A 12,257-nucleotide genomic window follows, 5' to 3' on the forward strand; every position below is an offset into this window, starting at 1 on the left:
TGTGGCTATCAAGGATATGGCAGTAACATACGCGATACTACTTTAATATTTTTGATCGGAAATTTATCGGTAAAAAATATTAATTTTCCTAACATAACTTGTCTTCTACCAGTCTTATATTTTACTTTGCAAGACATTGTTAAACGAATTTTATACAATCTTTATATAATTTGGGATAGACAAAGAACATTTTATATGCTAAGCTGAGAAAGATTTCAACTCCCTTGAATAGAATGCTTATGCGTTCCCTTTATAGTTAAAGACCAGCACCTGATATAGAATGCTGTAAAAAGTACTCCTGATTAAACCAATTATCCACAAAAATCTGATAAAGCAGACTGAAAATGCAAGCTGATTAAAGAAATGGACGCATGATGGTGGAAACACAGATTCTCATGCCCGATACAATCTTTTCAACGGTATCATTAACGCCAGCGGTCCAGATGCCAGTAGCGCACCTGGTCATTCCTTCTGAAAAGAGACAGCTGAACCTGCACGAGGTGCTGGCCCAGCTTGTAAATACAATTACTCTCCCTCTGCTCCTACCCGAAATGCTGCAGTTACTGACGGAACTAATTGTACAGGCGCTGGAGATCGACCAGTGCTTGATCATGTTACGCGGCCAGGCCAATGATGTTTTGCGCATATGCACCAGCCATCCTGATGTACGGAATAGTGACATTCAGGTACAGAATTTACGTATTAGTGTAACGCAATGGGAACATTTACGCACATTTTCTTTGCAAGGACAATTACCAGTGCTCACTGATCGTGAGGCCGTTCTACTCAATCCTTTGCAAACGAGCTCGTATCAGAATTTTGTCTGCATTCCACTATGTGTAGGCAATGAATACCTGGGATTACTCTATTGTTATACCAGGCAGCGACTGTGCTTAAGTAGCGATGATCAGCTACTTCTTAACACCATTGCCCAGCAGACGGCACTGGCTATCAAGCATCGCCGTTACGTTGAGGAAGATGTAGTTGCGCAACAAAATCTGGTGAAAGTATTTATTGAGGATCTGTTAGCCGGAAAACCAGAGAACGAGCCCTCATTGCAACGGCGAGCGTATATACTGGGATTTGATACTGCGAAGCCCCATGTCGTGGCTCTGGTAGAATTATCGGAAGCCAGTGAAGGGCCTGAGGATAAAAGAACAGCAGGGCAGGCACGCATGGCGCATTATCATGCAGCCATAACGCGCATCAAGCAAGGCCTGCAAGCATCTTATCCAGGTATATTAATCGACGAACGGGAAGCGAGCCTGTTCTGTCTCCTGCCACTTGAGCGGGTTGGTGATGTGGCATGGCTAAATACCCAGCTAGAGCCACTGATCCAGACCATCTGGCAGGAATATGCTGTCTATATGTCTGTGGGTATAGGAGCATGTTGCCAGGTTATCGGTGACTATCCAAAAAGTTACGCCGAGGCTCGCGAGGCGGTTCAAATTGGAGCCTGTTTCAAGACAACACTGCGTTGTACCCACTTTGCTGAACTGGGTGCATATCGCTATCTCTATCCATTTGTCCAGACACAAAGCCCCAATGATCAATATCAAGACTGCATTGTGGCAGTCCTGAGATATGACCAGCGTAAAAAGGCCAATCTCTTAGATACCCTCGAAGTTTATCTTGAATGTGGCGGCAACATTGCCAGAACCTCTTGCATACTTGAGGTGCATCGCAACACGCTACTGCAGCGCCTTAGCCGTATGCAAAAGCTCTGCCCACTGGATCTAGAACATATGCCATATCGCCTTCCGTTATTGATGGCACTCAAAAGTTATCGTCTACGCGCCTATCAGCTGCGTAACGACGAGCCTGTGGATGACTAACTTTTTGCGACCTTAGCAAATTTAGATTTCAGGATGTTTATGTCGCGGCATTTGCATCAAGATGTAGCCGGTCTCCAGGATTGAAGAGATCTCAATGCCAAATGAGCGTGTCTTCAAACGTGTGCGTGAGAGCACATTGCGCACCGGGCGCATCTCTTGATCCCAGACGCCCGCCTCCTGCGCTTCTTGCAGACGCTTGCGGCTGCGGGCAATGGCCGTCTCCGACACACGTCCACTATTGAAACTCGCCAGGAGGACCTCATAAGGACAATAGTAAGGATAGGCTTCGAGCAAAGGAAGAAGCACGCAGCTTTCACTGGTCGTGAATTGCTGCTCCATCAACATATGTGGTCGCTCATCTTTACAAACAAGATGCGAAAGAGTTCCGAGAGTCGTGTTGAGGGCAAGGGTATGGCCTGCTGGTAGTAAGCCTTGCAATGAAAAATGTAAGACCTCTTCACTGTTTTCCTGCAAGTAACTGACAGGTGTTTTCACCTTACGCAGGGAAACTTTTTGCATAGTGGCGCTCCTTGTCTGGCTAACGCAATAGGTTAAGGGATAAAAATACGCGCTATTGGTCAGGCTACTAAGACGACGCTGGCTTGACATGCTCTTTCACCACAAACTTCTGTGTTACTCCTCCACTAATTTTGTAATGGCACCTTGATATTTTGGGATGTCCATAAGACATAATCAAAGTACCAGTAGAATTAATACAAGGTTGGATCTGCCGTTCAGGGCAATGTACGTTGGAAAAGTCACAAGAGTTGTTTGAAATATGCTTGTAGTATATTGAACGTAACCTGATAAGGATTTTCTCCCAAAAAATGCTGGCACCCAGAAAGCAATAAAAATACTGTATATAATAAACATACACGGAATATATGTAAAAAGCAATGGCTTGACGAATATGTTTTGCCTGCAATCAGGCGCATTTGGATGGTGAAAATATCTTTGTTGTTCATGTAATTAACTTTTTATATATGTGTTATTTTTTGTATAAAAATAATAATACATTAGGTGATATTTTTCATTGCAAAAACTGGTTTTTATATGCATAAGGTGTAACTCTGTGTTGATTGGCTGGCTATTTGGTTGTTTCTACGCGTTGCCAGATATCCTGATAGGAGCGGTGTTTGAGGTGTAATTCGGTCCAGACACAGAGCCAGAGGTGTACGCGCGCCATGAACAGACACCAGGTCCACCAGCGTTCATGCCTCGATTGTGGATAAGCGAGTGATGAACGAAATCCAGCCAATGCCTCACGTTTCAATGAACGCATATGCTCAGGAGGGCGGACATATTTTTTATTATCAGCCAGTAGCGGTTGTGGTGTCTGGGCGGCGCCAGCACTGCTGCGTACCTTCTGCAATAACCAATCCTGATAGGTGGTAGGATAGCGTACGGCTACCCTGGCTTTAGGGGCGTAATCGATTGTGTAGCCTTGCTGCCAGATTAATTGAGAGATAAAAGCGTCGTCGGCCAGCGTTTCCTGGGGAAGAGGCGAGAGTAATGCACTGCGTGCCGCGTATAGATAGCCTGAGCAATCCAGATACTGTTGTTGTTGTGAGCACCGCATACGCATATAATGGGCTCCCGCATCAGTTAGCAGATGCGACCAATAATCGAGCATAGAAGAACGGGAATTGGCTGAGATCGGTCGGCCTGTTACCGCGCCGCAATTTGGATTGCTAAAAGGAACCAGCAAGGCTGCAATAGCCTCTTCTTGAATTACGACATCTCCATCTGTAAACACACAAACGTGCCCCTGGATCTGGGAGAGTGCCAGATTCAGGGCGGCTGGCTTTCCCTTACCCTGATCGACCAGGCGTTGTACCTGTGGATAACATTCCGTGAATATCTGTACCACCCTGGCCGTTTCCTCATCCGGGCAGACTACCAGCATTTCATAATCCTCTGGCCAATCCTGCTCTATCAGTGCTTTAATGGCGACCCCAACGGTTCTTGGCTCTTTATAAGCGGTAAGAATGCAACTGATCATGATTTCCCCCCGGTTTAGGCGGTGCACCTGGAATTGTGTCCTGGTCTGGATTTTTACAAGCCATCAATTAGAATATTTTCGTAACTACTCAGTAGCCCATGCAATGGGGAAAGGAGAACCAGCAAAAACCGCAGCAATGGCAGCAAGCATTGAGCGCCCCTGCTTGCGCATGGTTGAAAGATAGCTGCGAATGATGCAAAAAGCCGTAGCTCCATCGTCACTGCGGAAGGTTCCGGAAATCTTTTGCTGCACTTTCACCATGCGTAAATCTCGTTCGGCGAGATTGTTGGTAAAAGGCACAGACAGGTCCTCCAGAAAACCCAACACTTGATCAGCTCGCTTTAAGAGCGCATCGAGCAGATTCTTGGAGGCTTCCTGTTTTTTGCGTCCTTGTCGTTTGGGCTGCAGACTTCCTGGGGGAGGGGCTTGAGCGGCATGCGTGGCAAAGCCAGCGGCCAGAATGGCAAAATACTGGGCAAGCCACTGCTCCCGTTCGGGGGTGGGGACGGCGCTCGCTCCTTGGAGGCGCCAGCGATCAGCGGCTTGCTTCATCGCCAGCAACAGATCGAACATGGCTTGTCCCCAAGGCTGCTTCTCCTGTTCGGCGACATACAGGCAGTCGCGTAGCAGGTGGGCTCCGCAGAGGCTATGGGTACAGAGGTAGCGATCATAGCTGGACCAGCGATCATGCATGGAGCGGCCCTGATAGTGTGGCCAGATCCCAATCTGCTCCAGAGCCTGATGCCCTCGTTTGCGATGCCAGGAGTACAGGGTGAGCCAGGGAGTCGCATTGAGATGCATCCAATGCAAGATGCCTTTGACACGCATCCCCGTTTCGTCAGCATGTTGCAAGGGGCTGGCCAGCAGTAAGGTTTTGATCCGCTCGATGCTCGACTCAAGGGTCTTGGCTGCCTGAGCAATCCAACGGACCAGCGTGCCTTCGGACAACTGACACCCGCACAGATCAGCAAGAGCTTCACAGGTGCGTTGCAGTGGCACCAGTTGAAAGTGGGAAAGATAGACCGCCAAGGCTTGGACCTGCGGGCCATACTGGACAGCAGCATCGACGCCTGCCGGAAAAGACGCCTGCGTCACATGCTGGCAATAGGGGCAGCAGATTGCTTGTCGGCAATGCTCCTCGACCAGCAAACGCCACGTGGGCAGATCGTGGACTTGACGGCGTTCGTTGGTGATAGCTGCCTCCTGCTCAAGAGGGTACTGACATGCTTCACAGTGCGTTGGACGATGAAGCACGACGCTATCAGGAGTCAATGCTTGCATCAGGGTATGACCGTGGTGACCGGCTTGTCCACCGGAAGTCTTGCCGCTTTTGCGCCGCTGTTTGCCAGGTTTGCGACCCAATCCATCACTGGAAGGAGGTTTACTACTATTATGACTATCTTTTCCCAATCGCCGTTCAAGCTCTTCAATGCGCAACAAGGCACCTATGAGCAATCCTTCGAGCTCTTCGATCCTGCGATCTTTCTGCTCTGCTTGCTCTTTGAATGCCTCTGCTTGCTCTTTGAGCTCTCGGTAGGCTTTCTGAAGATTTCTCACTTCTTCTTCTGTCATGCTCTTAGTTTATCAGCTTTGTCCAGCTTTTCTCAAGGTACTGAGTAGTTACATATTTTCAATAACCAAATACGCGCTTTACTCTACTTGAGTCTTTTAACATGGTCAAGCAAATAGGACTTCCTTCCAATGCCCGCTATCCTCAGAAATTTAGCATGTAGAATATACATTTTTCTCAACCTTGTTTCTCTTTCAATACCAGATCTGTACAATACACATACATTAGCAACGAAAATAAGTAGAGGAGACAGATGAAAAATCAATAGCATCAAAAAAAAATAGAACATAAACATGCGTCTGCTTATTCTAGAAATGTATTTACTCGCAATCACTCTTTGTGTTACCATATATGCGTTCTGTATGAGTATTTTTCCTGCTTTTTACGTTATATAGGCATGTATGCAATCTTGCCTTTATGTTTGTTCCTGTATTTTTTACTGGGGGGAGTAAAAACAGTGAATATTGGAGTTCTTGATGATAATCCAGCCATTCTCGCTTTTTTATCCACTACTTTGAGAATGGATGGTCACACCGTTGTGACCCATACCACGGGGACATCTATGCTGGAAGCAATCTTTCCAGCCGCCACTACTTCTATGCAGGCAGCACCATACGACCTGGTTGTATTAGATCTACTCTTACCCGGTACAATGACCGGTGCTGATGTATTCTTTGCTATCCGTAAGGAATTTGAGTCCTGGCAACTGCCGGTTATTATTATTACCGCAGTGAGTGGGCCGACGCTGGAACAATTCCGACGCATCTTACCAGATGATGTGCCATTGTTACGCAAACCCTTTGCCCCACGTACACTGCGTCAATTGATTAGCCAGCTCACCGACCAGTAATCTCTGCCCATGGCTTGAATTAAGCCATCGCGCCCGTTGTTGTTTTGCCCAGGCGCTGCTCTTCTAAATCTAATTCTCGTTCTATCGCACGCAACACCTCATCATCAATGGTATTGCGATCCCGCAAGTCGATAATGGCTATGCGCTCGGCCGTAAGGATTTCGCGTTGCAGGCGAGTATTAATATTGAGATGCTTATGCAATGCATCCGCTTTTTCACCTTGCTCAAAGGTAGTGATATGTCGTAGTTTTTGTTGATAGTAATTGTATAGAGAAGCATGAAATTCCCTGGGCACCCAGTGCTCATTTTTCAACTCATCCAGACGCGCTATGGCTGCCTCAGTAGCGGCCCGGCGTGCCTGGAGCCGTTCTTCATCAACCTCATTACCACCGCTTAAACCAAGCAATCGAATCAACGGTGTCAGTGTCAGGCCTTGTCCAACCAGCGTGACCAGGATGACTCCAAAGGCCAGAAAAATAATCAGGTCGCGTTGAGGAAAAAGAATTCCATTATGAAGTGTGAGCGGAAGAGCCAGGGCTGCCGCCAGAGAGACGCCACCCCGCAGGCCGGTCCAGCCAATAATAGTGGTCGAACGCCATTTTGGTTCTAGCTCACTAAGGCGTACCCGTGGATTGAGCACTGGCGGCAGATAGGAAGAGGCAAACACAAGCAACAAACGGACCAGAATGGCTGTGATGCTTACCAGTAGCACACTCCACAGTAATGTCGGAATTTGATGCGAGCTAAAGTTTTTCAGTATGTCACGCAACTCAAGTCCAATCAGCAGAAAGACGAGTCCGTTAAACTGAAAAACCAATGTATTCCATACCGCCATGGCGGGTAAGCGAGTACTAGAGGTAAAGAAACGGGATGAATGGCGACTCAAATAGAGTCCAGCCGCAAGCGTGGCCAGTACACCAGAACCACCCAGCGCTTCAGCCAATAGATAGGCCGCAAACGGTGTGATGAGGGTAATGGTGATTTCAATGGTTGGCTCATCCAGTAAACGGTGCAGCTTAACCAGTGGCCAGGCCAGCAATAAGCCCAGAAGCAGGCTCCCCACGCCGACCAGGACAAATTCAAGTCCCGCCTGCCAGAGTGAGAATGTAGCGGTCACTACACTGGCTACCGCAAATTTGTAAATGACCAGTCCCGTGGCATCATTGACCATACTTTCACCCTCTAGAATTGTTACGATCCTGCGTGGCAGGCCGAGGCTCTGGGCGGTCGCACTGGCAGCAACGGCGTCTGTGGGCGAGATAATCGCGCCAAGCACAAAAGCGACTGGCCACGGTAGACCAATCAGGAAATGGGACACCACAGCTACCAGGATAGTGGTGGCCAGGACCAGGCCAATAGAGAGTAGCAGAATGGGGCGCAGATTTGTACGGAACTCACGCCACGAGGTCTGCCAGGCTGAAGAGTAAATCAAAGGTGGTAAGAAAACGAACAGAATCCAATCCGGATCAACGCGAATGGCTGGCAGTCCTGGGATGAAGGCCATTAATAGTCCACCAATGACAAGCATGATCGCGTAGGGAATATGCAGCCGAATAGCGATGATGGCCAGGATAACAATGGCTATAAAGAGGAAAAAAATCAGGGTGATTGTCTCAGGCATGCCGGTAGCGTCCTTCCTTCACCTGCGCTAGCAGCGCAGGTGGGTCGTGCGACTAACTTCAATAATTACATAGTTGAAGTAATAATAAAATCGCCGACCAGACTTCCCGGCACACCTGTGTTTCTTAGTTACTTACAAAATATAACTAGTAATTAATTCTATCACCTCCGTTAAATAATATCCAGTCAATAAAGCGGAAATCAGGGCTATTTAATGTTTCTCTTTGGCGCCTGCGGCGTCAGGTTGGGGGTGTGGAGTGTGTGGTGGGCGGCCGCGGGCGGCCGCCCACCACACACTCCACACCTGAAAGATGTATATCTCTGGACGAACATTAAATGGCCCTGAGCGGAAATGCCCTTGCAATAAATATATCTATCCAAAATGAGGTTGTGGTAACAGATTACATTCTATTGCCACAGTTTTCCAAACAGATGATGGTACGATATTGTTCTATTTGTTCCAGCATGCTTCCTATAGTATGTCTACTGGGATATTATAACCAGGAGCATATCCCAGCTGGGTGACAAGCGGTTGATATTGACTGTAGGAGGCTACAAGTTTCGGTGAGCCCCAGTTGGCCTGCGAGAGCGAACGTAGAATCGCTCCAATGCCAGCTGCAACCTGATTTTCAGTTTGCTCTTCTGGATGGTCACACCAGACGTGCAATTTGGCTCCTATTTTTTTTAAGTGCGAGGGCTCCACACGGATGTGGCCCTGAAAAACACGTTGCTCAAACTGCTCGTAGACTTGATCGGGACCAGTTGGGAAGTGAGGGCCAAGTACATAATACAGTAGATCAGCATTGCAGTTCATGATGGGGATTTGTTGCTCTATCAGTTCCTGCGGAGATAGACCAGCATTCAGCCAATGTTCATAAACCATATCTTTTGCGATGGTGATCGCTGTACCGCCATACAATCCATCATTCCAGACACGCGTAACCTTACCATGCGATTTTATGATGTCATTAGCCCAGTTAACAAAGCCTAGATAGGTATCCCGTTCAGTTGCAGCAGGACCATAATGAGTACGAGCATACTCCAATAATTGAGGATAATTGCTATAATCCTCGTGCATCAAATACTCATCAGCTCCGATATGCCAGTAAGGGCCAGGAAAAAGAGGAATAAACTCATCCAGGAGATCTTTTATTAAGCTGTATGCTTGTTCATTGCCCAGATCAATATCACCCGGCTTACGTTTCCCTGTAACATCCACCAGTTGCAATTCCGGATGATGTGCCAGGATCGTGTCCATGTGCCCTGGCATATCGATCTCAGGTACAATGGTTACATGGTAGCGCCGGGCTAACTCCAGTAATTGCTGAATTTCCGCCCTGGTATAGTGCTGTGGAGACATCACCTCCGGATGACGCTCGCTCTCTAAACGGAATCCATAGTTGTCAGAAAGGTGGAGATGGAAGTAATTGAATTTGAGGTAGGCCAGATCACGTATATAACTTTCTAGCCAGTGTAGTGAAAAATATTTACGACCAACGTCAACCATCAGGCTCCGTTCAGGATACTCAGGCCAATCGCGGGCAGTGCCAGCAGGTAAAGAGTAGCTCTGTCTTAATAACTGGAGCACAGTGCGCGTTCCATAGAAAATTCCATGATCTTCCGGTGCCAGAATGTGTAGCGACGCCGCTACCTCCAGTACATACCCTTCGTGACCCAGCGCTGTGTCCTGGGAGAGCGATAGCCAGATATCTCCGTCGCGAGCTGAACTCTCACTGACTACAGGGATAGAAAAGCCTGTCAGTTGCTTTAAATCTGCAGCAAATACATCTCCAATCTCCTTTAATTGTGTGGCATATGTCTCGTTCAGCACGATACGAGCATGTTCACTAAAAGTATATGTTCCTGTAGCAGTAGTCCATTCTTGCAATGCAGGGATGGTCTGTGGACGTCCCTTGAGGTTTGCTATATTATCAGCAGCGCTGCGTGGTGTGGGTGAATTCGTCATAAATCCTCCTTGAAGCTGGCGGTTGGGGAGTCTTATTTAATGCCCATGTGGCAAAAAAAGAAAAGCATGAAAAAAGCGTAACTTTTTTTGCTTTTGTTGTCAAGTCATCTAGACCACTATGAATCTATCTCATTGCCGCCCATGAGCGGCAATGAGATAGGGGGGTGCAGGAGGGGCTTGGCGCCCTCCTGCACCCCCCCCAAATATTAATTGTTAGCCATGATCGGGCAGCGATGAGAAGGGGAGGGATGGAGCGGGGATGCTCCACGGCTCCGACAGGTGTACTAGTCAGGCCGCCTCCCAGGGTCGTGGGGCGCTGGCACCGTCTGCTTTGGTTGAAATTAGAGGTAGCGTTTAAACCAGTCAAGGGTTCTTTGTGTATAGTCCAGGATATGTTTTCGTTCAGTGAGTCCGTGTCCTTCTCGTGGATAGGTGACGAGCTCGGTTGGTACCTTCTGTTCTTGTAGGGCACGGTAAAAGGCATAGGCCTGATTAAGTGGCACACAGGCATCTTTATCACCATGCACAATTAAGGTTGGGGTTTGTACCTGGCTGGCGTAGGTGATTGGTGAGCGTTCACGATAAACATTGGCATGGGTGAGCGGATTGGCTGGCTGATCGATCTGACCCAGGAAGCGCATATCCCAATCCTGGATATTTGTCTGGGCATGGAAACTATGGAAATCACTGATACCCGCACCCATCACGGCCGCTTTAAAACGTTGGGTTTGCGTCACCGTCCAGGCTGTCATAAAGCCGCCGTAGCTCCAGCCCATGATGCCAATGCGTTGAGCATCGACAAGGTTTCGATTGACAAGATACTCGACCCCTTTGAGTATATCCTGCAGGTCTTTGCCGCCCATATCACCAATGACGGCATCAGCGAAGGCGACACCACTGCCCATACTGCCACGAATATTGGGACGGAGCACTACATAGCCAGCGGCGGCCAATGCCTGTGTCCGATATGAGTCCCAGTCCTCTTGCCAGACTCCTGATGGACCCCCATGAACATTGACCACCAGCGGTGGCAGGCTGGGGTCGCTGGTCTTTTTAGGCCAGGTCACCAGGGCTTCAATCGACCAACCATCAACGCTCTCATAGCGAATCTTTTCAGTTGTAGCCACAGCTAAGGTTTCCTCAGCAATAGGATTCAATTGTGAGCGGCGCTGCCAGGTGATCGATGGTGTCTGCTGGTCCTCAATGGGAAAATCGCCCAACCAGACATCGTTTGGATGGTTTTCTGAATGCGTAGCTGCGATATGGCGCAGATCTGCTGTGGTAGAGAGGTGTGGCCAGCCACGTTCCCCGAGCAAAAAGTTATCCGAGACCGTTGTGAATGTACCGTTGGCCTCTTCGAGCAACGCTACTCGCGTAGTTAGCCCAGCCCAACCAGCACAGAGTATGCGCTGACCATCAGGATGCCATTGAAGCCATGTCGGGCTCCAATCGATGCCAGGGGTCAGGTTGCGCACCTGGCCATCTGTTAAAGAATGGATAAAGATATCGCCACCACCGCGATCTGGATCGCTCCATTCTCCTGAAACGTAAGCCAGGCGCGTGCCATCTGGAGACCATGTGAGCGCGAAGGCCTGTCGCTTCAACTGACTGACCTGGTGAATCGCGCCACCATTAGCTGCTACCAGGCCAATCTGGCCGCGATACCAATCTGTTTCATCCGGCCCTGTAGCATAATACACGGCAAAGTGCTGACTATCAGGCGACCAGGTATAGTGCCAGATTGTCTGACCATTAGGCGTAACTGGTTCAGCAATATCATAATCAGGCCTTACCGTCCACAGGCGTGTATGGCGTCCCTGACCGTTGTATTGGACCTGCGGATCTTGTGGTGGCGGATCACCTTCGATTGAACAAAAGGCGATGTGTTTGCCATCTGGAGACCAGGAAACATTGCTAATTCCATTGGGAGGGCACAGACCTGGCGCTCTTCACCAGTCTGTACGTCTTTTAAATAAAGCTGAGGATGATTACCTTTTTCGCTATCAACTTTTGAAGCAAAGGCAAGTGTACGGCTATCGGGTGACCAGGCGGGAGCACTATCTTTGCGCGATCCCTTTGTCATGGGCTGTGGAACTCCTCCAGTTGTGTCCACCATCCATAGGCGGTTCCGATATTTATCTTGTTCAGGTAACCATTCGCCAACCAGGAAGGCAATTTTGGTCCCATCCGGCGAGATCACTGCATTAGAAGCCGCACGGACACTAAAAACGGTCTCAGGGGTGATGTCCTGTCTTTGCACTGATATCTTTGGCGTTGATTGATTATTATTGTGAGAGATATTCATACGGCTCAATTCTCGTTTTCTTTATGTTCATCTAAACTACAGTAGTGGGCTAGCAGCGAACGCAAAAAAATAGGGTTCAAGACAATGTTCGTCTCTCCTTTAAATCATG

The 12,257-nt window shown here is 48.5% G+C and carries 9 protein-coding genes; 2 read left to right on the forward strand and 7 right to left on the reverse strand.

The genetic code is table 11. The features are described from left to right. Positions 1–371: 371 nt before the first annotated feature. On the forward strand, positions 372–1,835 hold the full coding sequence (locus EL645_RS34925) for a helix-turn-helix domain-containing protein (RefSeq protein WP_126557040.1): 1,464 nt from the start codon (positions 372–374) through the stop codon (positions 1,833–1,835). A gap of 21 nt (positions 1,836–1,856) precedes the next feature. On the opposite strand, the gene EL645_RS34930 is transcribed toward EL645_RS34925, so the two are convergent. From EL645_RS34930 to tnpC, 3 genes are all read right to left on the reverse strand, one after another. Beyond that, complete coding sequence (locus EL645_RS34930; RefSeq protein ID WP_126557041.1) at positions 1,857–2,354, reverse strand: hypothetical protein; 498 nt, start codon at positions 2,352–2,354, stop codon at positions 1,857–1,859. Positions 2,355–2,922: 568 nt separating this feature from the next. Further along, on the reverse strand, positions 2,923–3,837 hold the full coding sequence (locus EL645_RS34935) for a glycosyltransferase (RefSeq protein ID WP_126557042.1): 915 nt from the start codon (positions 3,835–3,837) through the stop codon (positions 2,923–2,925). Positions 3,838–3,921: 84 nt separating this feature from the next. Then, the gene (gene tnpC / locus EL645_RS34940) at positions 3,922–5,409 is read right to left on the reverse strand and encodes an IS66 family transposase (protein ID WP_126548577.1); all 1,488 of its coding nucleotides are present in this window, start codon (positions 5,407–5,409) and stop codon (positions 3,922–3,924) included. A 455-nt stretch (positions 5,410–5,864) separates the two neighbouring features. On the opposite strand from tnpC, the gene EL645_RS34945 reads away from it, so the two are divergent. Beyond that, positions 5,865–6,257, forward strand: coding sequence for a response regulator (locus tag EL645_RS34945; RefSeq protein WP_161977937.1), 393 nt, complete (start codon positions 5,865–5,867; stop codon positions 6,255–6,257). Positions 6,258–6,276: 19 nt separating this feature from the next. On the opposite strand, the gene EL645_RS34950 is transcribed toward EL645_RS34945, so the two are convergent. From EL645_RS34950 to EL645_RS34965, 4 genes are all read right to left on the reverse strand, one after another. Continuing rightward, positions 6,277–7,878 carry a Na+/H+ antiporter gene (locus EL645_RS34950; RefSeq protein ID WP_126557044.1) on the reverse strand — a complete coding sequence of 534 codons (1,602 nt, stop codon included), beginning with the start codon at positions 7,876–7,878 and terminating at the stop codon, positions 6,277–6,279. A 471-nt stretch (positions 7,879–8,349) separates the two neighbouring features. Continuing rightward, a complete protein-coding gene (locus EL645_RS34955; protein ID WP_126557045.1) occupies positions 8,350–9,843 on the reverse strand; it encodes a beta-N-acetylhexosaminidase in 1,494 nt (497 codons plus the stop codon). Positions 9,844–10,184: 341 nt separating this feature from the next. Then, positions 10,185–11,543 (reverse strand): S9 family peptidase, encoded by a 1,359-nt coding sequence (locus EL645_RS34960; RefSeq protein ID WP_126557046.1) that lies wholly within the window; start codon positions 11,541–11,543, stop codon positions 10,185–10,187. An 89-nt stretch (positions 11,544–11,632) separates the two neighbouring features. Then, a complete protein-coding gene (locus EL645_RS34965) occupies positions 11,633–12,148 on the reverse strand; it encodes a TolB family protein (protein ID WP_126557047.1) in 516 nt (171 codons plus the stop codon). Positions 12,149–12,257 lie beyond the last annotated feature (109 nt).

Source organism: Dictyobacter kobayashii, from assembly GCF_003967555.1.
GTDB classification, from domain to species: domain Bacteria; phylum Chloroflexota; class Ktedonobacteria; order Ktedonobacterales; family Ktedonobacteraceae; genus Dictyobacter; species Dictyobacter kobayashii.

Excerpts from the sequence above, each read along its gene's own strand:
- EL645_RS34925 (WP_126557040.1), top strand. The coding sequence starts at position 372 with ATGATGGTGGAAACACAGATTCTCATGCCCGATACAATCTTTTCAACG.
- EL645_RS34930 (WP_126557041.1), bottom strand. The coding sequence starts at position 2,354 with ATGCAAAAAGTTTCCCTGCGTAAGGTGAAAACACCTGTCAGTTACTTG.
- EL645_RS34935 (WP_126557042.1), bottom strand. The coding sequence starts at position 3,837 with ATGATCAGTTGCATTCTTACCGCTTATAAAGAGCCAAGAACCGTTGGG.
- tnpC (WP_126548577.1), bottom strand. The coding sequence starts at position 5,409 with ATGACAGAAGAAGAAGTGAGAAATCTTCAGAAAGCCTACCGAGAGCTC.
- EL645_RS34950 (WP_126557044.1), bottom strand. The coding sequence starts at position 7,878 with ATGCCTGAGACAATCACCCTGATTTTTTTCCTCTTTATAGCCATTGTT.
- EL645_RS34955 (WP_126557045.1), bottom strand. The coding sequence starts at position 9,843 with ATGACGAATTCACCCACACCACGCAGCGCTGCTGATAATATAGCAAAC.
- EL645_RS34965 (WP_126557047.1), bottom strand. The coding sequence starts at position 12,148 with ATGAATATCTCTCACAATAATAATCAATCAACGCCAAAGATATCAGTG.